The 20,358-nt window shown below is 72.8% G+C and carries 16 protein-coding genes; 9 read left to right on the forward strand and 7 right to left on the reverse strand.

What is annotated here, in order from left to right; all coding sequences use genetic code 11:
* Positions 1-147: 147 nt before the first annotated feature.
* Positions 148-717 (forward strand): Fur family transcriptional regulator, encoded by a 570-nt coding sequence (locus AC559T_RS02510; protein WP_475600801.1) that lies wholly within the window; start codon positions 148-150, stop codon positions 715-717.
* A 211-nt stretch (positions 718-928) separates the two neighbouring features.
* Here AC559T_RS02510 and AC559T_RS02515 read toward each other — a convergent pair whose 3' ends face one another.
* From AC559T_RS02515 to AC559T_RS02525, 3 genes are all read right to left on the reverse strand, one after another.
* Entirely contained in the window at positions 929-1,888 is a 960-nt protein-coding gene (locus tag AC559T_RS02515) for a hypothetical protein (protein ID WP_020464639.1), read from the reverse strand.
* Positions 1,889-2,218: 330 nt separating this feature from the next.
* Positions 2,219-3,514, reverse strand: coding sequence for a CapA family protein (locus AC559T_RS02520; RefSeq protein ID WP_498867601.1), 1,296 nt, complete (start codon positions 3,512-3,514; stop codon positions 2,219-2,221).
* Between the two features lie 456 nt (positions 3,515-3,970).
* The gene (locus AC559T_RS02525) at positions 3,971-4,918 is read right to left on the reverse strand and encodes an LLM class F420-dependent oxidoreductase (RefSeq protein WP_112105247.1); all 948 of its coding nucleotides are present in this window, start codon (positions 4,916-4,918) and stop codon (positions 3,971-3,973) included.
* 246 nt (positions 4,919-5,164) lie between these two features.
* Between AC559T_RS02525 and AC559T_RS02530 the strand changes: the two genes are divergently transcribed.
* The 4 genes from AC559T_RS02530 to AC559T_RS02545 all read left to right on the forward strand — a co-directional run bounded on the left by AC559T_RS02530 (position 5,165) and on the right by AC559T_RS02545 (position 9,751).
* The gene (locus AC559T_RS02530) at positions 5,165-6,244 is read left to right on the forward strand and encodes a thiamine pyrophosphate-dependent enzyme (RefSeq protein ID WP_071064963.1); all 1,080 of its coding nucleotides are present in this window, start codon (positions 5,165-5,167) and stop codon (positions 6,242-6,244) included.
* Positions 6,241-7,422: an alpha-ketoacid dehydrogenase subunit beta gene (locus tag AC559T_RS02535; protein ID WP_498867602.1), complete on the forward strand. Its 1,182-nt coding sequence runs from the start codon at positions 6,241-6,243 to the stop codon at positions 7,420-7,422. Before AC559T_RS02530 ends, AC559T_RS02535 begins: the two co-directional genes overlap by 4 nt.
* Before the next feature lie 11 nt (positions 7,423-7,433).
* Positions 7,434-9,191: a dihydrolipoamide acetyltransferase family protein gene (locus AC559T_RS02540; RefSeq protein WP_498867603.1), complete on the forward strand. Its 1,758-nt coding sequence runs from the start codon at positions 7,434-7,436 to the stop codon at positions 9,189-9,191.
* A 323-nt stretch (positions 9,192-9,514) separates the two neighbouring features.
* A complete protein-coding gene (locus AC559T_RS02545; protein WP_018504030.1) occupies positions 9,515-9,751 on the forward strand; it encodes a hypothetical protein in 237 nt (78 codons plus the stop codon).
* Between the two features lie 52 nt (positions 9,752-9,803).
* Here AC559T_RS02545 and AC559T_RS02550 read toward each other — a convergent pair whose 3' ends face one another.
* Positions 9,804-10,169, reverse strand: a complete 366-nt coding sequence (locus AC559T_RS02550) for a DUF6458 family protein (protein WP_235014220.1) — start codon at positions 10,167-10,169, stop codon at positions 9,804-9,806.
* 212 nt (positions 10,170-10,381) lie between these two features.
* Positions 10,382-12,211, reverse strand: coding sequence for an acyl-CoA dehydrogenase (locus AC559T_RS02555; protein WP_498867604.1), 1,830 nt, complete (start codon positions 12,209-12,211; stop codon positions 10,382-10,384).
* Between the two features lie 194 nt (positions 12,212-12,405).
* Here AC559T_RS02555 and AC559T_RS02560 point away from each other — a divergent pair, with 194 nt between their 5' ends.
* Complete coding sequence (locus AC559T_RS02560) at positions 12,406-15,798, forward strand: patatin-like protein (RefSeq protein WP_498867605.1); 3,393 nt, start codon at positions 12,406-12,408, stop codon at positions 15,796-15,798.
* A 64-nt stretch (positions 15,799-15,862) separates the two neighbouring features.
* On the opposite strand, the gene AC559T_RS02565 is transcribed toward AC559T_RS02560, so the two are convergent.
* A complete protein-coding gene (locus tag AC559T_RS02565; RefSeq protein WP_112107287.1) occupies positions 15,863-16,543 on the reverse strand; it encodes a hypothetical protein in 681 nt (226 codons plus the stop codon).
* A 565-nt stretch (positions 16,544-17,108) separates the two neighbouring features.
* Positions 17,109-17,726 carry a nitroreductase family protein gene (locus AC559T_RS02570; RefSeq protein ID WP_498867606.1) on the reverse strand — a complete coding sequence of 206 codons (618 nt, stop codon included), beginning with the start codon at positions 17,724-17,726 and terminating at the stop codon, positions 17,109-17,111.
* A 266-nt stretch (positions 17,727-17,992) separates the two neighbouring features.
* On the opposite strand from AC559T_RS02570, the gene AC559T_RS02575 reads away from it, so the two are divergent.
* The 3 genes from AC559T_RS02575 (at position 17,993) to AC559T_RS02585 (ending at position 20,338) form a co-directional block, all read left to right on the forward strand.
* Positions 17,993-18,448, forward strand: coding sequence for a MarR family winged helix-turn-helix transcriptional regulator (locus AC559T_RS02575; RefSeq protein WP_071064968.1), 456 nt, complete (start codon positions 17,993-17,995; stop codon positions 18,446-18,448).
* A gap of 178 nt (positions 18,449-18,626) precedes the next feature.
* Complete coding sequence (locus tag AC559T_RS02580) at positions 18,627-19,565, forward strand: ATP-binding cassette domain-containing protein (RefSeq protein WP_498867629.1); 939 nt, start codon at positions 18,627-18,629, stop codon at positions 19,563-19,565.
* Complete coding sequence (locus tag AC559T_RS02585) at positions 19,556-20,338, forward strand: ABC transporter permease (RefSeq protein ID WP_498867607.1); 783 nt, start codon at positions 19,556-19,558, stop codon at positions 20,336-20,338. Before AC559T_RS02580 ends, AC559T_RS02585 begins: the two co-directional genes overlap by 10 nt.
* Positions 20,339-20,358 lie beyond the last annotated feature (20 nt).

Below are 20,358 nucleotides of genomic sequence, written 5' to 3' on the forward strand. Positions count from 1 at the left end.
GAAGTACACGGATTGGCGACAGTCGGCGCCTACTACGTCACACACCGTCGCACGAAATGAAAACCGATGTCAACACCGTTCCCATGACGAGAACTGAGGAGATCGCGCGCCCTCCAAACAGGCCGGGTAGATGAGAGAGTGGATGTCGTGGCGAGTGTGGAAGGCGAGCGGGTGAGCTCCCCGCGCGGCATGTCAGCGGCCTCCGACCGGGCGGCAGGCGGCGCCGGCGCTGGCTCCGGTGACCGCCCGAACGGAGCGGTGTCCCGCCCGGGTCGCGGCCGCGGCACCTCCGTCCGGGCCACCCGGCAGGGCGACGCGGTCTCCTCCGCGCTCGCGGCGACGAACGCCTTCACCAGCGCGCAGGACCTGCACGCCCGGCTACGCCAGGAAGGCCAGTCCGTCGGTCTGACGACCGTCTACCGTCACCTGCAGGTGCTGGCCGACCGCGGCGAGGTGGACGTCCTGCGCCGGGATGACGGCGAGACCGTGTACCGGCGGTGCACCACGGACGGTCACCACCACCATCTCGTGTGCCGCCACTGCGGCCACACGGTGGAGATCGCCGGCCCCGAGATCGAGGCCTGGACGTCCTCCGTGGCCAGCGCGGAGGGCTTCACCGACGTCGTACACACCGTCGAGATCTACGGAACGTGCGCCCGGTGCGCCGCCTCACGCAACAGCGGCAACAGCCCCGGCCGCCCCCGCGACGGCGGCTGAGCGAAACGCGCGGAAACGAACGCGCGAAAACGACTGAACGAACGCCCGCGAAAGCGGTTGGAGAAATGTAAAACGGCCGGGACAGCCAAGCCGTCCCGGCCGCTGGCCGGTGCCGCCGTTCTACGTACGTCACAGGTCCCGCCGCCCGGCGATGTGTGGCGACTGGATGAGTCCTGGCTGTCGCTCAACCGCCGCAGTTACTCGGCACCGTTCAGTGGCAGACGCTGCCCTCGTGGCCGAACCCGGGCCGGGAGAGGTCGATGTCGAGCGCGTTGCCCCGACCGCTGATCGGCTTCAGGTCAATGACGCATTCGCGGCCGGTCGCGGTGTCCGTGACGGTGATGCGCTGCGCGCCGGCGTACAGCGCGCCGCTGCTCCAGTTCGCCGCCCCCGAGCTCGTGAAGACGGCGAAGGACGAGATCGGGTACCCGGTCGACGAACGGGCGTCACCGCCGAAGATGAGGAACTTCACCCGGTCACGGGCCGGTGTCTGCCCACCGTCGGTGAGCCGGCCGCCGACCTGCGCCGTACCCGGATCATTGAGCGTCGTCAGTTTGATGCGGCCGACGTGCGCGGAGTACGTCCAGCCGTTGGCGCGATGGTCGAAGACGTCGATGTAGAAACGCGAGTGGACGAACTCTGCGTCCCGGTCGACCTGCGGGTAGAACTCGAACGAAAGCCCGGCCGTGCGGCGGCCCCAACCGGTGTTCAGCGTGCCGCCCTTGACCAGGTCAGGCTGGCTGTCGCCCATGAAGTACCCGTTGGGGAAGACAAGCCCCTTGCCCGTGGCGAAACGCGTGTACGTCGCGTAGCTGCCCCGTTCCTGGCAGGCGTTGACGAAGGTGTCGCCGGTACCGGTGGTCCGGTTGTAGTTCTGGCACGGCAGGTAGGGCTGCTGCGTCGAGCCGAGAACCAGGTCGACGCCGATGGCCCCGGAGATGGGCACCGGGCCGCCGTTCTGGTCCGTGAGGCCCTCGAACGGGACGGCCGCCCCGTTGCCCCGGGTGGAGTCGCCGGCGTACTGGGTGGTGTCGGCGGCCCACGCGGGCGACGGCCCCCCGACCACCACCAGTCCGCTCCCGGCGAGAAAGACGAAGGCGACGAGTATCTTGCGGCCGACGCCGGCGGCCAGTCCGCGGCGGCTCGACCTCTTGCGCAGGGTACGCGACACGACACTCCCGGATCGACAAAGGGTTGGACGGAGCACCAAGGACAGGCGTCGATTTCGCGACGCGTCTTCTCGACAGAAGACCGGCGTCACGCGTCACCAAAAGAAGGAAAGGACGGGAAGGCATTTCCGAGGCACCGCGATGTGGCGATGGGAGCACCACTCGTGCCGGCTTTTGTCACGGCTTCCTGCGAGCCAAGGTACAGCAGGTTGAAGCCCCCGGCGGCGAACGCCGGGGGACAATTACCTGAACGGGCGGACGGGCATCCGTCGACCTGCCCGGGAGTGCCGTTTACCGGGGGGCGGTACCGGTGACCGGCCCGGGGGTGCCGTCTACCAGGGGGCCGTGCCGGAGAGGTCCGTGCAGTCGCGCAGGCTGTTCCAGCCGGTCAGGGCCTGGCTGGCGGCGGCGCCCGTCAGCGGGCGCGGGACCCCGTCGACGATCCGGCCGGGTACCCAGTTGGCCGTGGTGACCGCCCGGCCCTGGAAGGTCAGTTCGAGCACGCCGGTCTCGGTGTTCGGGCCGCCGCCCGAAGCGTAGAAGACGAAGTTGCCCAGGCCGTAGCCGACGTACACGCCGTCGTGGTTCCACCCGGCGCCCTGCAGGACATGCGCGTGCCCACCGACCAGCGCGTCCGCGCCCGCGGCGACCAGCGGCGCGACCAGGCCGGTCTGCGTGTCGCTCGGGCAGGCCTCGCGCTCGACCCCCCAGTGCAGGTAGACGATCACGGTGTCCATGGTCGGCCGCACCTCGCGGATCGCCGCGGCCAGCCGCTCGACCTTCTTCGCCGAGGCGAGCCCGGGTTTGCCGGGCCCGGCGGTCCACGCGGAGACCAGCTCGTCGTCGAGAACCTGCGTCGCACCGAAGATCGCTATTCGCTGGCCGTTCACGGTGGTCACGTAGGGGGTGTAGGCCGCCGAGTCGTCCGCGCCGATACCGACGGTCGGAAAATCGGCCTCTCGGGCGCTGCGCAGCGAGTCCGCGAGACCTTCGACCCCGTAGTCCATTCCGTGGTTGTTCGCCATGTTCACCACGTCGATACCGGCGGCGCGCATGGCGGTGAATGCGGCGGGCGGTGCACGGAATACGAACGCCTTGGTGGCCGGCGTGCCGCCGGTCGTGACAGCGGTCTCCAGATTGACAATGGCCAGGTCCGCCGCGGACAGGGTCTGTGCCATGGGCCCCACCGCGGTCTTGGGATCAGCCGCCAGCTGCTGCCCGGGCGCGCCTTCGAAATGGACGTCCCCGCCAAAGGCGATGCGGACCGGGTTTCCGGTCGGCCGCCGGGGGCCGTTACCCACCGCCCCCTGCCCGGCGGGGGCCGACGATTCGGCGGGCGGAGACGCCTGGGGTGACTGGGATGCGCCTTGCTGGGATGCGGGCTGGCCGTCCCGGCCCTGCCCGGTGCCGCCGAGCGCGGTGAGATTCCCCGAAGGGTCGTCACCGCCGCCCATCAGGCCGAACGTGGCCAGGCCGACGCACACGGCGACCGCGAGAACAGTGCCTCCGGCGACCGCGGCGCCCCAGCTTTCCCGGAATCCGCCGGATCGGCGCGCGGGGCCCGACCGGCGGCCGTGCCGGCGCCTGGAGGTCGGCCCCTGCCGGCCGTCTCCGTCATCCCCGAGCATTCACCCGACCCCCGCCCGCGATAATCATCGAACGAAAGTAACCCTACCGGGAATCTCCGCGACGGCACATCGCCGCTGCGCCGCACGGAACCCACCGATACATACCGGACGCACTCCGGAACCGGGAACGGCGCGAAACACGCGCGCCGCCCCGGAGCGATCGGAAATTCGGCACCAACCGTAATATCGCCGTCCGCGCCGCCCCGGGGCAACGAGTCGTATTTGCGACACGGAGCGCGCAGGACCGGGACGGCAGTGGATCCGGCCGGGGGCCGTCCGAGATTGCGACCCACCGAAAAATGTCGCTTACCAGACTAAATACTCAATCAGGTTGAAAAGTGTCGTATCCGCGACGGCTGGCCCGAGCACGGCGGGCGACGGCCGCCTCCGAGCGTGCGGTAACCAGCGTGCGGGAACCAGCGTGCGGGAACCTCGGAACGACCCCGGGCAACGGCCTCAGAGCGACAGCAGCGCCGGGGCCAGCTCGCGCCACTGCCGGCGCGGCAGCCCCCTGCGATCGAAGTCCAGGACCTGCACGGCCACCTGGTCCGCGCCCGCGTCCAGGTGCTCCTTGACCCGGCCGAGCAGGACGTCGGCGTCCCCCCACGGAACAATCGTGTCGACCAGCAGGTCGGACCCGGTGCCGGCGAGATCGTCATCGGTGAGGCCGTACCGGCGCAGGTTGTTCGTGTAGTTCGGCAGCCGCAGATAGGACCCCGTGTGCCGGCGGGCCAGCTCCCGCGCCTCGCTCGCGTCCCGGTGCAGGACGAACGCCTGCTCGGGTATCAGCAGCTTCCCCGGCCCGAGCGCCGCGCGGGCGTCGGCGGTGTGCTCCGGCGGCACGAAGTAGGTGTGCGCGCCGTCCGCGCGCTCGCCTGCCAGGCTGAGCATCTTCGGCCCCAGCGCGGCCAGCACCCGCGGCTGGACTCCCTCCGGCGGGACCGCCCGGTACTGCTCGGCGGCCATCCGGTCCATCTCGTCCAGGTAGGCCCGCATCTGGCCCAGGGGCTTCGCGTAGGTCGCGCCGCGGATGCGCATCAGCTCCGCGTGCGAGACGCCGAGCCCGAGCAGGAATCTCCCCGGGTACGCCTCCGCGAGCGCGAGCTGGCCGGCGGCCATGGTCAGGGGATTGCGCGCGAGGATCTGCGCGATCCCGGTCGCGATCGTCATCCGGGACGTCGCCGCGAGCATCAGGCCGGCGGTGACCAGCACCTCGCGGCCCTTGACCTCGCCTGTCCACAAGGTGGAGTAGCCGAGCTCGTCGAGCTCGGACACCGCCTCGCGCACCGTGGCAGCGTTGGAGAAGTCGAACTGCCCGCTCCAGATGCCGACCTTGCCGAGAATCGCCCCGGCCGGCGGGCGTTCGCCGGGCGGCTCCGAACCCCGCGGGCTCCCGGCGGTCATGGGCGTGCCGGGATGGCCCGCCGAGCTGCTGGCTGCGTCGCTCACTGGGTCGCTCACTGGGTCGCTCACGGGGTCGCTCACGGGGTCACCGTATCGGGGGCACCCGACCGCCACCCGCCGCGGCGGGCGTCGCCTGTCGGGGTCCCACCCGGCCCGGCGAACATCGTCCGCCGGGATCTCACCAGGCGCGACGAACATCGCGTTGTCGGGTTGCCGCGGCCGGGACGAGGACTATCGTTTGCCCGTGTGACGGAGCTCGTGCAGCTGCTCACCCCCGACGGCCGCCGCATCGCCTCGGACTCCGGGCAGGAGACCGACTACCAGGCATTCGTGGCCGACGTAACCGACGACGACCTGCTCGGCCTGCTGCGGGACATGATCATCGTCCGGCGTCTCGACGACGAGGGAACAGCGCTGCAGCGCCAGGGTGAGCTGTGCCTGTGGGCCAGCCTGCGCGGCCAGGAGGCGGCGCAGGTCGGCTCCGGTCGCGCGCTCGGCCCATCCGACATGGCCTTCCCCTCCTACCGGGAACACGGTGTGGCCTGGTGTCGGGAGGTCGATCCGCTGCACGTCTTCGGCCTGTTCCGGGGGACGTCGCTCGGCGGTTGGGACCCGGCCGAACACGGGTTCGCTCTCTACGCGATCGTCGTCGGGTCGCAGACCCTGCACGCCGCCGGCTACGCCATGGGCATCACCCGGGACGGCGGCGACGGCGCCGCGATCTCCTACTTCGGGGACGGCGCGTCCAGCGAGGGCGACGTGAGCGAGGCCTTCGGCTGGGCCAGCGTCTTCTCCGCGCCGCTGGTGTTCTTCTGCCAGAACAACCAGTGGGCGATCTCCGAGCCGTACCGGCGGCAGAGCCGGGTGCCGGTCTACCAGCGGGCGCGCGGCTTCGGCTTCCCCAGCGTGCGAGTGGACGGCAACGACGTCCTCGCGACCCTCGCCGTGACCCGGTGGGCGCTGCGGCAGGCCCGATCGGGGGGCGGCCCCGTCCTGGTCGAGGCGCTGACGTACCGGATCAATCCGCACACCACCGCCGACGACCCGTCGCGTTACCGCCCGGCGGACGAGGTGTCCAGCTGGCGGATGCGCGACCCGATCGAGCGGCTGACGATCCATCTGCGGGCCCGCGGCGCGCTGACCGACGAGCGGGAGGCCGGCCTGGCCGCTGAGGCGAACGCCGTGGCGGCGGACCTGCGCGCCCGCTGCCTCGCGCTCCCCGACCCGCCCGAGGCCGCACTGTTCGACCACGTCCAGGTGACGGAGAACAATCTGGTTGCCGCCGAGCGCGCCGCGTTCACGGAACTACGGGGAGCATTGCCTTGACGACCAGCGATACGGCCACGGGGGCGGCGACCGGCCCGATCGGCTCTATCGACGCCATCGACCCGGGTCCGGTCGATCCGGACTCCATCGGTCCGGACTCGATCACTCCGGGCTCGATCGCTCCGGACTCTGTCGGTTCCGTGGGCCCGGCGACGGACGGGGAGCCGCCGGCGAGCCCCCGCCAGACCCTGACCCTGGCGAAGGCGCTGAACACGGGCCTGCTCTCGGCCATGGCCGCCGACCCGAAGGTCGTGATCATGGGCGAGGACGTCGGCAAGCTCGGCGGCGTCTTCCGTATCACCGACGGCCTGCAGGCCCGGTTCGGCGAGGACCGCGTCATCGACACCCCACTCGCCGAGTCGGCCATCGTCGGTACCGCCATCGGCCTGGCCATGCGCGGGTTCCGCCCGGTCTGCGAGATCCAGTTCGACGGCTTCGTCTACCCGGCGTTCGACCAGATCGTCAGCCAGCTCGCCAAGCTGCACTACCGCTCGGCCGGACGGATCCGGCTGCCGGTCACGATCCGCATCCCCTACGGCGGCGGGATCGGAGCGGTCGAGCACCACAGCGAGTCACCCGAGGCGTACTTCTGCCACACCGCCGGGCTGCGGGTCGTCACCTGCTCCAGCCCTGCCGACGCGCACCTCATGATCCAGCAGGCGGTGGCCTCGGACGACCCGGTGATCTTCCTGGAGCCCAAGCGCCGTTACTGGGAGAAGGGCGAGGTCGACACCACCCCACTCGCCAGCATGCCGGGGCAGGAGCAGCTCGCGCTGCACACCGCGCGGGTGGTGCGGCCCGGGGCCGACGCCACCCTGGTCGCCTACGGCCCGATGGTCCGCACCTGCCTGGACGCCGCCCAGGTGGCCACCGAGGACGACGACCGCTCGCTCGAGGTGATCGACCTGCGCTCGCTCTCGCCGCTCGACCTCGACCTGGTCGTCGAGTCGGTGCGCCGCACGGGACGTCTCGTGGTGGTGCACGAGGCTCCGTCGAACGTCTCGCTGTCCTCGGAGATCGCGGCCCGGGTCACCGAGCAGGCGTTCTACCACCTGGAGTCGCCGGTGCTGCGGGTCACCGGGTTCGACACCCCGTACCCCCCGGCCCGGCTGGAAGACCACTACCTCCCCGACGTCGACCGGATCCTCGACGCCGTCGACCGATCGTTCGGCTACTGAGGAGATCTCCGGTGACCCATCGACAGTTCCGCCTCCCCGATCTCGGCGAGGGGCTGACCGAGGCGGAGATCGTCCGGTGGCTGGTGGAGGTCGGCGAGACCGTGACGGTCAACCAGCCGCTGGTCGAGGTGGAAACGGCCAAGGCGGTCGTCGAGATCCCGTCCCCGTTCGCGGGTGTGCTCGTCGAACGGCACGGCGAGGCCGGCACCGAGCTCGCCGTGGGCGCGCCGCTGCTGACCATCGACGAGCCGGGCGACGAGCCCGCGACCGGCCCGACGACCGGGTCAGTCACCGGAGCTACCGAAGCCACCGGCCAGGAGACCATGCCGGGGGACGCCACTCGCAACGGCGCGGCATCCCTGCCCGTGTCCCGGACCGGAGAGGCCGCGGACGTCCCAGGGGGGCCCGGCACGGCCGACCTGTCACCGATGGCCGCCGGGCGCACCCCGATGCTGGTGGGGTACGGCCCGCGCAGCGACTCCGGCCCGCGCCGCCGGCGGCGCCCCCGCAACCCGGACGGCCCCCTGCCCGGCTCGACGACGCCCGCGGCGACCATCGCCGCCCCCGCGCCCGCTCCCGGCACAGCGCCCACTGCCAGCTCGGCGCCCGGGGCCATGGCACCCGTCGTGTCGTCGGTGCCGGCCTCGGCGCCAGCCGTATCCCCGGCGTCGGCCGCGGCCGGTGCGCCGGACCGATCAGCCGTAGTGCCGATCGGGGCGGCCCCGCGGCATGGGCGCGTCGCGGCGAAGCCACCCGTCCGCAAGCTCGCGCGTGATCTGGGTGTGGACCTCTCCACGCTCGCGGGCACCGGTCCCGCGGGCACCATCAGCCGCGCCGACGTCGAAACCGCGGCGCGTCAGGCCACGCCCCCCGAGCCCGCGCCCGTCCCCTCCACCGCCACTCCGACGACCCGCACTGGGCCGGTCCGTGTCCCTGGCGTTGTCCCTTCGTCCAACGGAATCGACGGCCCGCGCCGGCCGGAACTGAACGGACACGCGGAGACCATGCGGCGGGTGCCCGGAGCCATCCCGCCCGACGCCGGATTCAACGACACCGACCGGATCTGGCGGATCCCCGTCACGGGCGTGCGGCGCACCATGGCACGGGCGATGGTGGCCAGCGTGTTCTCGGCCCCGCACGCCACCGAGTTCCTCAGCGTGGACGTCACCGAGACGATGGCGGCCCGCGAGCGGATCGCCGCCCTGCCGGACTTCGCCGGCATCCGGGTCACGCCGCTGCTGCTCGTGGCGAAGGCGCTCCTCACCGCCGTCCGGCGCCACCCAATGATCAACTCGACCTGGGTGGGCGACACGTCCGGGGAGAACGCCGAGATCCAGGTGCACGAGCGGATCAACCTCGGCATCGCCGTGGCCGGGCCGCGTGGCCTGGTCGTCCCGAACATCCCGGACGCCGGATCGCGCGGCCTGGTCGACCTCGCCCGCAGCCTGCACTCCCTCACCGAGGCCGCGCGCGCCGACCGGCTGCGCCCGGCCGACCTCTCCGGCGGGACCATCACCATCACCAACGTCGGAGTTCTCGGGGTGGACACCGGGGCACCGGTCCTCAATCCCGGTGAGGCCGCGATCCTCGCCCTCGGCGCGATCCGCCCGGCTCCCTGGGTGCACGAAGGCGAGCTGGCGGTACGGACGGTGGCCCACCTCGCGCTGTCCTTCGACCACCGCGTCGTGGACGGCGAGCTCGGCTCGGCGGTCCTGGCCGACGTCGCGGCCGTCCTCGCCGACCCCGTCATCGCGCTCGCCTGGAGCTGACCCGTGGGGCGGCCGGCGACCCGGAAAGCCCGCCTACAGCGGAGGATCCGGGCGAACCGGGCCGCGCCAGCCACCCCACAGCCCGGTCACACGACGCACAACGACTCGAGCCTCGGCGGGACGTCCGGCCGCGGCTTGGAGTGAGCTTTTGGTGGGGCTTCCGGCCGGCTGGTTGATCGGGGCGAACTACGCAGTTCGCCACATACACCCCCCCGGGAACAACGGACGCATAGGGGTGCACAACGGAGACAGGTGTCCTGCCTGGTACGGTTGCGCCTCACACCCGGCATCCGGCTCAACTTCCACCACGAAGAGGTGAACGCATGACGCGCGTGGAGGCTCTGCAGGCCGCCGACGAGTTCGTCGCGAAGGTTCTGACCTCCGCCAGCACCAGCGGCCGGTTCAACGGGGCGCTCAACCTGGCCGAGCGCGTGGACCTCACGCTGCGGGTCGCCCGGTTCCTTCTCGAGGGCCAGTCGTCCTCCGAGGCCGACGACCTGCTCAAGCGGGACATGCGCAACGAGCTCGACCAGGCGTTCCCGCCGCTGCGCACCACCTGAGCCAGCCGGCCCCTACCTGGATCCGGGCCCGTACCGGGATGCCCGCATGTCGTCACCTGCCGTCGGACGACTGCAGCGGCCGGTGCGGCACACCGCGCTCGTGGCCGGTCTCGGGGCGCTCGTGGCCGGTCTCGGGGCGGACGGGATCCTGGTGGGACGGGGCCTCGATCTGCATGGACGGGTCGACCAGCACGGTGTCGTCCACGCTGATCGGAGGCGCGGCGCCGTGCTCGATCGACTCCTCGACGATCTTCCGGCGCCACTGATCGCGGTAGAGCGTGACGCCCAGGCCCACGATGCTCACGATCATGAGGATCACCCCGACCGCCGTGAGGTCGAGGCCGGACGGTTCGGAACGGACGGCGAAGGCGAGCACGGCACCCAGTGCGAAGAGGAGAAGGCTCAGCGGGGTTCCCATACGGCTCGTCTACCCCAGATCGGACACCGTAGAACCACGATCGGCACATCTCCACGACGGAGCGCGACCCTGGTCGCCGCGGGTAGCCACAACTCCACGCGAACCAGCCCGGACAAAGATCCTCCCGGGGCCGCGCCGACACGACCGCGGCCCCGGGAGGATCACACTGGCTGGACCGATCCGACCAGGCTGAAACGAGCTGGGACGAACGGTCAGAACGCCGCTTCGGACATCTCCATCAGCCCGAGACCGGTGCCCTCCAGCACCGTCCGGCGTGTGCGCAGCTCCGGCAGGATGTTGGCCGCGAACCAGCGCGCGGCCGCGATCTTGCCCTCGTAGAACGCCCGGTCGCGCTCGGACGGGGAGCCGTCCAGCCCGCGTAGCGCCGCGTCGGCACCGCGCAGCAGCAGCCAGCCGACGACGAGGTCGCCGATGCTCATCAGCAGCCGCGTGGTGTTCAGCCCGACCCGGTAGACCTGGGACTTGTCCTGGGCGGTGGCGGTGAGGAACCCGACCATCGAACCGACCATGGCCTGGCACTCGTCGAGCGCCGCGCCCAGCGACTCCCGCTCCGCGCGGAGCGCGCCGTTGCCCGCCTCGCCCTTCACGAACTCCTGGACCTGCGTGAACAGAGTGGTCAGCGCCCGACCCTTGTCCCGGACGATCTTCCGGAAGAAGAGGTCCTGGCCCTGGATGGACGTCGTGCCCTCGTACAGGGTGTCGATCTTCGCGTCGCGGATGTACTGCTCGATCGGGTAGTCCTGCAGGTATCCGGAGCCGCCGAGGACCTGCAGCGAGCTCGCCAGCAGTTCGTAGGAGCGCTCCGAGCCGACTCCCTTCACGATCGGGAGCAGCAGGTCGTTCATCCGCACCGCGTTGTCGTCCACCTCGCCGCGGGCCGCCGCCAGCGTGACGGCGTCCTGGAAGGTAGCGGTGTACAGCACGAGGGCACGCATCCCCTCCGCGTAGGCCTTCTGCTGCATGAGCATCCGGCGCACGTCGGGATGGTTGATGATGGCCACCCGCGGCGCGGTCTTGTCCGACGCCCGGGTCAGGTCGGCGCCCTGGATCCGCTCGCGGGCGAAGGCCAGCGCGTTGAGGTACCCGGTGGACAACGTGGCGATCGCCTTCGTGCCGACCATCATCCGGGCGTACTCGATGACCCGGAACATCTGCGCGATGCCGTCGTGGACGTCGCCGACAAGCCATCCGACGGCCGGCTCGCGCTCGCCGAAGCGCAGCTCACAGGTGGTCGAGACCTTCAGGCCCATTTTCTTCTCAAGGTTCGTGACGTAGGCACCGTTGCGGGCGCCCGGGGCGCCGGTCTCCGGGTCGGGCATGTACTTGGGCACGACGAACATCGACAGGCCCTTGGTGCCGGGGCCGTGCCCCTCGGGGCGGGCGAGCACCAGGTGGAAGATGTTCTCCGGGATGTCCCAGTCACCGCTGGTGATGAAGCGCTTCACACCTTCGATGTGCCAGGTGCCGTCCGGCTGCTCGACGGCCCGCGCCCGGCCGGCGCCGACGTCGGAGCCGGCGTCCGGCTCGGTCAGCACCATGGTCGCGCCCCAGTGCCGCTCGATGGCCCAGGTCGCGATCTTCTTCTGCCACGGCGTGCCGATGCCCTCGAGGATCGCGGCGAACGTCGGCCCGGCCATGTACATGAACACCGCCGGGTTCGCCCCGAGGAGCAGCTCGGACGCCGCCCAGGCGATGGTCGGCGGGGCACCCATGCCGCCCAGGTGCGGCGGGAGGTAGAGCCGCCACCACTCGCCCTCCTGCGCCGCCGCGAAGGACTTGCGGAACGACTCGGGCAGCGTGACGGTGCCGGTGGCGGGGTCGAGTGTCGGCGGGTGCCGGTCGGCGTCCTCGAAGGACTCGGCGACCGGCCCGACGGCGACCCGCTCCAGCTCGGCGAGCACCTCATGCGCTGTGTCGCGGTCCATCTCCGCGAAGGGCCCGGTCCCGAGCGTCCGGTCCACGCCGAACACCTCGAACAGGTTGAACTCGATGTCGCGGAGATTGCTCCGGTAGTGCCCCATGGACGGCTCCTCCCCTCCGGCTCACCGCATGATCATCGGCGGCGCGGGCGTAGTTACTCGCTGGTAGGTCATGCCCCATGCTACCCGCGAGTAACCAAGGTTCCAGGTGATCCGCCGACGAAAGCCGCATCTGTTCGGAGCGGGGCGGAAAGTGCTTCGAGTCAGTAATGTCCGGCACGTTTAGTCTTGCGGCCATGACGGAGGGCAGGGCGGCGGTCGCCGACGAGTCCGACGACGGGTCGACCCAGGAGGTCCGGCTCGCGGTCGTGATGACCGGCGGCGCGAGCCTGGCGGTGTGGATGGGCGGCGTCGCCCGGGAGATCAACCTCCTGACCGGCGCCTCCGCACACCGCGACCGCGCCGCGGAGAACGCTCACATCGGCGCGGCCGCGCACCGCGACCGCGCCGCGGAGAACGCTCACATCGGCGCGGCCGCGCACCGCGACCGCGCCGCGGGTGACGGTCACGTCGGCGTGGCCGGGACCGGAGACCAGGGCCTGTCTGCCGCCGACGCGGCGGCCGCGTCCCGCTGGGCGGCGCTACTGGAGATCCTCGACGTCGAGGTGTCGGTGGACGTCCTGGCCGGGGCCTCTGCGGGTGGGATCAACGCGGCGCTGCTCGGCTACGCCAACGCCCACGACGCCGACCTGGGCCCGCTGCGCGATCTGTGGATCACGCTGGGATCACTGCGCGAGCTGATGCGACGCCCGGGCGAGCGGAGCTTCCCGTCGCTGCTGCGCGGCGACGCCGTGATGCTGCCCGCCCTGCAGACCGCGCTGCGCAGCCTCGAGCCCCCGTCCCGAAGCGGTCACACCGCCGAGGCGAGGCGCGCCAGATCCGCGCGGACGGTTCGCCCGACCTCGGTGTTCATCACGACCACGATCCTGCGCGGCGAGTCGGCGCGCTGGTCGGACGACCTCGGCGGCATCGTCCGCGACCTCGACCACCGCGGCCTGTTCGTCTTCGGCGAGGACGACCTGACCGACCCCGAGGCGGCCAACCGCCTGGCGCTTGCCGCCCGGGCCAGCGCGGCCTTCCCCGGTGCCTTCGAGCCGGCCTACATTCCCGTCCAAAGCTCGCCCGACGCGGACCATCCCGACATGGCCGACTACGTCAACGCGGCCAGCGGCTTCTACGGCTCCGACGGCGGCATCCTGGTGAACCGCCCGATCGGGCCGGCCCTGCAAGAGATCTTCGACCGGCCGGCGCACGGGCGGCAGGTCCGCCGCGTGCTCGCCTACGTGGTGCCCGCGCCCAACCCGCCGGACGACCCCACGCCGAGCCGAGACGACGGGTCGACGCCGACAGTCTCCGACACGCTGCTCGGTGCCCTGGGCGCGGCGCTGAACCAGTCGATCGCGAGCGACCTGCGGCGCATCAGGGACCACAACGAGGCGGTACGCGGCGTCCGCGCGAGCCGGCGCGGGCTGTTCCGCCTCGCCCCGGCCGGCGGCCCCCGCCTCGCCGACGAGGCAATCTACGAGGCCTACCGCCACCGCGAGGCCGAACGCGCCGCGGACGTCGTCCTGAGCACGCTGGACCGGATCGTCACCGACACGAACGCCGACACGAACATCAGCGCGGACGTCGGCGCGGACGCGGCGACGCTGCTCGCGGACCCGGCCGGACGGACGGACCTGCGGGCCGCGGCGGTCGCGGCCGCGTTGGCGGAGTTCCCGGACCGGCTGCCCGGCCCGGACGACCTCGGTGACCTTTGGCGGCTGGGCCGCCCCGCGGTGGACGCCGCCAAGGGCATCCTGATTTCGATGATCAACGAGGCCTACCTCCTGTCGACCGGCCCGGACGACCGGGTGGCGCTGGCGACGCTGGCCCGGGAGGTGCACGCGGCGGTCGTCGCGCCCCGCGAGCAGGCCGGAGCACAGCTGCTCCCGCTCCCGTCGACGCCGGCGAACCGGGGCGGCTTCACCGTCGTCCGCCACACCCTGCGCGACCTGGCGGGGGCGTCGTCCGCCGCCGTGGTGGCCGAGGCGACCCGCCGCTGGCTACGCGGCGCCGGCGACGAGGAGACCAGCCGGACCGACCTCACGCTCGCCTGGAGCACGCTGGGCTCGGTCACCGAGAACCTGCGCGGTCTTCTGACCGGCGTCCTCGCCCGCTCAGCACCATCGCGGACGGCCACAACCGACCGCGCGGACAGGCCCGGCCACGGGGACGAGGAGCACGGGGGTCGACACGAGCGGGACGGGCAGGACGAGGACCGGCCCTTCGGGCCCGCGGCGCTGATCGCGCCAGGGCCGCGCACCCACGCGAACGGGCTGAGCCTCGCCGGGCGGCGCCGGGTCGCCACCCGCACCCTGCGGGACTTCGTCGGCTACCTCCCCACCCGGCGCTCGCGGGCCGCGCTGGCCCTGCTCGACCTGCACCTGGTCACCCACGCCCTGACCGGCGGGGACGTCGTCGACCAGCCGGTGGAGCTGGTCCAGGTGAGCGCGGACATCCGCTGCGATCTGGACCCGTCACGGGCGAGCGCCGACCGGAAGCTGACCGGGCTCCAACTCGGCAACTTCGGCGCGTTCGCGAAGTCGTCCTGGCGGGCCAGCGACTGGATGTGGGGCCGGTTGGACGGCGCCGCCTGGCTGGCCCGCATCCTGCTCGACCCCCGGCGGCTGGTCCACTTACGCGATGCCGCCGCGCCGGGCGCGGAACCGCCCGACAGCACCGCGACCTGGCTCACCGAATTCGTGGAGCTGCTGGCGACGGTCGCCGCGGGCCCCGTCACCGCGGACGTCCTCGACGAGCTCGCCTGGCTCGACGACCCGGACGCGGCCGTGCCGGCCGCCCTGCCCGAGACCGCGGCCTGGGTCGCCGCCGGGATCCAACGCGAGATCGCCGCCGGCGAGCTGACCAGCGTCGCCGACGCCGTCCGGGCGGACATCGCCGGTGCCCGGGTCGGCTCCGCGCCCACCCGGGAGTTCCTCGACGCGATGGCGCCCGGCCCGGCCCAGCTCGATCCCGCCGACGCCGCCCGGGTGCTGCGGGCGTGCCGCGTCTCGGACGAGCGGCTGACCGATCGGGCCAACAGCCCGATCCTCGCCATCACGGTCGCCCAGGTGCTGGCGGTCCTCACCGGGTGGCTGGCGTCGCTGCGCGCGCTGCCGCGGCCGCTGCGTCCGGCGGTCGCGGCGGTGCGCGCCATCGCCCGCGTCGCCTACACGCTGGTGGACGACGTGACTCGCGGCCGGCGCCGGGCGACGATCGCCCTCGGCACGGTGCTGCTCGCCGCCGGACTCGCGGGCGCGCTCATCCTGTCCGGCCCGATGGGCGGCGTGGGGCTGCTGGTGGCCGTGACGGGGCTGCTGCTGATCAGCCTCACGGGCTGGCGGGTGCTGCCCGCGGGGCTGGCCGTCGTGGGCGTGGCGGGGCTGGCGGTGGTGGCCGCGGCGGGGGTGATCCCGGTCGTGGGTGACCATCTCTTCCCCTGGCTACACGACGACGCGGTGCCCTACCTGGCCGATCATCCCTGGGCATGGGCGGCCGTCTTCGGCCTGCTGATGCTCCCGCCGGTGTGGTCACTCGCCGAACTCCTGCGCCCGCGGCGGCGGAGCCGACACCGGCCGGCAAGCTGACACCAGCCAGCCAGCGAACCGGCTCGGTCCGGCGAACTGGCACCGACCGGCGAGCTGACCGCGGTCAGGAGACGTCCGCCCAGCGCATCCCGCCGTCGGGCTCACGCAGGCAGGTGACCGGACGGCCGTCGGCACCCGGGACGATCTGCCCCGCGTCGGCGGGCTCGCACTCGCTGCCCGGCTCGGGCCGTGACCGGGTGGACTGCGCCGGAGCCTCCGGCGACCACCGGCCGGAGACGGCCGACCCGGTACCGGCTTCGCCGGGCACGCAGTAGAGAACCAGCCCGTTGACGGCGACGGCGGGCTCCTCATCACGCCCCGGGACGCAGGCCTCGCCCAGGAACACCGGCGACGGCGCCACCGACGGCAGGTCGGGCACGACCGGGCCGGTGGGCTCCGCGGACTGCGCGTCCGGGCTGGTCTGCGCCTCCGGGCCGGCCGGCGTGCTCGGGCCGGTCCCCGCCTGCGGGTTGGAACCCGGCGCACCGGCGCCCGCCGAAGCCGAGCCGGTGCTCCCCGGCCCGCCCGCCGCGGAGTCCGCGCCGGGAGTGCCCGCACCGGCCGTGGTCTGACCGTCACCCGCCGACCCGGCGTCCTCGCCGGAGCCCGCGGACGAGGACGAACCCGCTCCCGGTGGCTGCGGGGCCGCGGCCACCGCCGGCTCGGGCCGGGTGGTCGTCGTGTCACTCCCCGCCTCGCCGCAACCGGCGAGCGCGGCAGCGAGGGCCGCACCGACGATCACCACACGAAGACCGGCACGTGAGAGAACGGTGGAGCGAACCGGGCCGTCGAAGTTGTTCCGATGTAGCGAATCGAGGGCGGTGGGGGCACCCCGAAAGTGCCCCGACGAGGTGCCGCGGGAGGCCACGCCAAACGGACGATCACCGGTCACGGCATCCCTCCCCTCGCAGGTCCGGCCCACAGCCTCGATCCAGCTTAGGTAGCCGCTGGCACCGAATGCGGCCAGTTGACCGGAACGGGCGCCGGGCGGCGGCCGGAACGGGCCGGTTGTCCGGGCCCGAGACCGTCGTCCCGTTGCTGCTGGCTAGTGGTCTGGATGTGATTCCAGGCCGGGTGATCGGCGCTCTCCCGGAAGCTCCTCCATCCGGCTCGGATCGGCGCGGGCGTCCGACCGCGGGGGTGTCCTACCCCACTGAGGCCCACATTCCTCCTACGGGTGCCGACGAGTCCGCCATCCCGGGGTGCCGACCCGTGTCTCCTGGTGCCATGTCTTCTGGTGCCGCCGGGGCCGGGCGGCCCGGGCGGGAGAGCCCGGACGATCGCCCGCGTACCAGCCGGCGGGCCGGTCATTAGGCGTCGACGGGGACGGGCTGGGCCGCCCACTCGACCGGGGCGAGCTGGCCGCCCGTGGTCAGCTCGGAGGCCACCGCGGACAGGACGACCGGCTCACGCGGCGGCAGCGGGATGGCGTCCGAGAGCGTCCCCAGCTCCACCCAGCCGAGCAGCTCCTCGCCGCCCGTCAGGCCGAACACCGCGCGGACCTGGTCACTGTCGGGCAGCGGCGTCGACTTCCACGCCGAGGCGACTCCCTGGGCGTGCGCGGCGAGGCAGAGGTTCTGCGCCGCGGCAGCGGCGGACGCGTCCTGCTCGGCGCGGGGGACGCGCGCGCCGGGCACCCGGGAGGCGATCACGGCGATGAGGACCGGCGAGCGGGTCGCCTTGCCCGCGGCCTTACGGATGACCGGTTCGGCCAGGCCGCCGACCGCCTCGGCCGCCGCGGTGATGGCGTTCGCCAGCACCTCGCGGGCTTCGCCGCGCACCACCACGAACCGCCACGGACGCAGCATCTTGTGGTCCGGCGCGGTGGTCGCGGCGGCGAGCATGACGGCGAGCTGTTCGTCGGTGGGGCCGGGCTCCACGAGCCGGGTCGCGGTGCGTCGGGTCATCAGGCAGTCGAGGGCGTCCACAGCAGCTCCATTCGGTTCGGGTTCGCGTCCGCGCGTTTGCAATTTGATCTAATTTGGCCAGGATCGACCCGGATCGGCGCCGCGCACGCCAGGTTCCCGATCGTTCACTTTCCGCAGACGAACTCTTCCCATTTCACTGAGGTTCCCTCATAATATATGAGGCTCAGAAATCCGGGCTGCCGGCCGCGCACCTCCGGCAGCCCGCACCACCAGCAGCTGCGCACCGCGTGCAGCCGTGCACCGCCAGCAGAGAGGACGGCCGGCCCATGCCCCCACCCGACACCGGCGACGAGGTCGTCGACCTCATCCTCGCCCTCGGCCACCAGGTCAGGCGCGGGGTCAACGAGTCGCTGCGGGCCGGCGCCGGCCTGACCCTGCCCCGACTCAAGGTCCTGCGGCTCGTCGCGGAGACCGGCCCCCTGCGGCTGCGGGACCTGGCGAGCGCCGTCTCCGTGGCACCCCGGACGATGACCGAGACAGTGGACGGGCTGGAGGCCGACGGCCTCGTGCGCCGCCAGATCGACCCGGCCGACCGCCGCGCGATCCTGCTGGAGCTGACGCCGGAGGGAAAGACCACACTGGAGACTGGGCGTGCCTGCGCGTCGGCCGCCGTCCGACGCTTCACCGACGGGTTGTCGGCGGACGATCGGGCCACTCTGGGCCGGCTCCTGGCGCAGGTGCGGGACAACGCGGCTGCCGTTAACACGGTGCCGTTACCGTGAGGTGAGCACCTGGGCGCGCCAACCCGAGGAGGCCACGGTAACCGGAGCTCTCACGGTGGGTGAAACCCCGCGCCGCGGCGGCGACCGCCCCACCAGCGGCCGGGCCGGCGGCGCGCGCCCCGCTGTGGCCAGCGAGCCCGGCGCCTGGCCCAGTGCCGGCACCGGCACCGCGCCGGCGGTGGTGGACGTCCACCGGCTGACGAAGCGGTACGGGCGAGTGGAAGCACTGCGTGATGTCTCGTTCACCGTGCCCGCCGGGACGGTGACCGGGTTCCTCGGCGCCAACGGGTCGGGCAAGACGACGACGCTGCGAATTCTGCTGGGCATGGTGGCCGCCACCGACGGGCACGCCCTGATCAACGGTCGGCCGTACCGCGAGCTGCCCGCCCCGGCCCGCACAGTCGGTGCCGTGCTCGAGCCGGCGGCGCACCCGGCCCGCACCGGGCGCAACCACCTTCGCTGCCTGGCGCTGCCGCTCGGCCTGCCCCGGCGGCGGCGCGGCCCGGCCGTGGACGAGGCGCTGGCCGCCGTCGACCTCACCGCCGCCGCCGACCGCCCGGTCGGCACCTACTCGCTGGGGATGCGCGGGCGGCTCGCCATCGCCGGCGCCCTGCTCGGGGATCCCGAGCTGCTCGTCCTGGACGAACCGGCGAACGGGCTGGACCCGGACGGCATCCGCTGGCTGCGCCGGTTCCTGCGCTCGTGGGCGGCGAGCGGCCGCAGCGCGCTGCTGTCCAGCCACGTGCTCGCCGAGGTCACCCAGACGGTCGACCACGTCGTCATCGTCGACCGCGGCCAGGTGGTGCTGGCCGCGCCCGCCACCGAGGTGGGCCGCGGGCACGTCGAGGTCCGCACCCCGGAGGCGGACCGGCTCGCCGAGCTGCTGCGCCCCGAGGACGTCGTCCGGACCGGTCCCGACGGCCTGCGCCTGCCACACGGCCTCGCCGAGCAGGTCGGACGGCTCTGCGCGGCCCACGGGATCCCGCTCGTCGAGCTGCACACGACCGGCCCCGACCTGGAGCGGACGTTCTTCGACCTGACCAGCCGGGCCGACGACGAGACGCACGGCGGGGCCGGCGGCGGGGCGCGCGAGCGGGCCGGAGGCGGGTGGCGGTGACCGAGGCCCGCCCGACCGTCGAGGTCGTCCGCCGTTCCGGCCGCTCCCGCGGGCGCCGGGGCACGGGGCCGGGCACGGGCCGGCTGGTCGCCACCGAGCTACTCAAGATCACAACGGGGCGGTGGCAGCTCGTCGGCCTCTGCGTCGCACTGGCGGTCCACGTCCCGCTGCTGCTGCTGTGGGGTGCCCAGGCCGAACCGCTTGTCGCCTGGAACAGCCTGCGCTCGCGCTCGGGGTTCCTGCTCGCCTACGCGATGATGTTCTTCGGGGTGATCCTGGTGACCGGCGAGTACCGGTACCGCACGGTCACCCACACCTGGCTGCTCACCCCGCGGCGGTCCCGGGTGCTGGGCGCCCAGGTGCTCACCGTGCTCGCCATCGGCGCCGCGCTGAGCACGGCGACGTTCGCCGCCTGGTGGGCGCGCGGGGCGGCCCGGCATGGCGCGCCGGCGATGCGCGCGGACCGGCCGGCGGAGTTGCTGTCGGCCTATGTGATCGTGGTCCTCATGGTGTGCGCGGCCGGGGTGGCCGGAGTGGGGGTGGGGACGCTGACCCGCGGCTCGCCCGCGGCCGCCGGCGCCATCGCCCTGTCCGGGCTGGCCGAGGCCGTGCTCGACGGGGCCCGCTTCCACGGCCCGGCGACCGCACCGTTGGGCGTCCTGCTCTGGCCCACCAGCGAGAAACATGTCTCGTCCCTGCTCGCCGCGATCTCGTGGGCGGTGGTTCTCACCGCCGCCGCGAGCGCCTCACTGCACCGGGACCTGCCATCCTGAACAAGGGACCAACCGAATCC

It is taken from the genome of Frankia sp. Hr75.2 (genome assembly GCF_949319125.1).
Lineage (GTDB): Bacteria > Actinomycetota > Actinomycetes > Frankiales > Frankiaceae > Parafrankia > Parafrankia soli.

What these genes read in the sequence shown, in the direction of transcription:
- AC559T_RS02520 (WP_498867601.1), bottom strand. Translation starts at nt 3,514, where the DNA reads ATGCTCGGGGATGACGGAGACGGCCGGCAGGGGCCGACCTCCAGGCGC.
- AC559T_RS02525 (WP_112105247.1), bottom strand. Translation starts at nt 4,918, where the DNA reads ATGACCGCCGGGAGCCCGCGGGGTTCGGAGCCGCCCGGCGAACGCCCG.
- AC559T_RS02545 (WP_018504030.1), top strand. Translation starts at nt 9,515, where the DNA reads ATGACGCGCGTGGAGGCTCTGCAGGCCGCCGACGAGTTCGTCGCGAAG.
- AC559T_RS02550 (WP_235014220.1), bottom strand. Translation starts at nt 10,169, where the DNA reads ATGGGAACCCCGCTGAGCCTTCTCCTCTTCGCACTGGGTGCCGTGCTC.
- AC559T_RS02555 (WP_498867604.1), bottom strand. Translation starts at nt 12,211, where the DNA reads ATGGGGCACTACCGGAGCAATCTCCGCGACATCGAGTTCAACCTGTTC.
- AC559T_RS02560 (WP_498867605.1), top strand. Translation starts at nt 12,406, where the DNA reads ATGACGGAGGGCAGGGCGGCGGTCGCCGACGAGTCCGACGACGGGTCG.
- AC559T_RS02575 (WP_071064968.1), top strand. Translation starts at nt 17,993, where the DNA reads ATGCCCCCACCCGACACCGGCGACGAGGTCGTCGACCTCATCCTCGCC.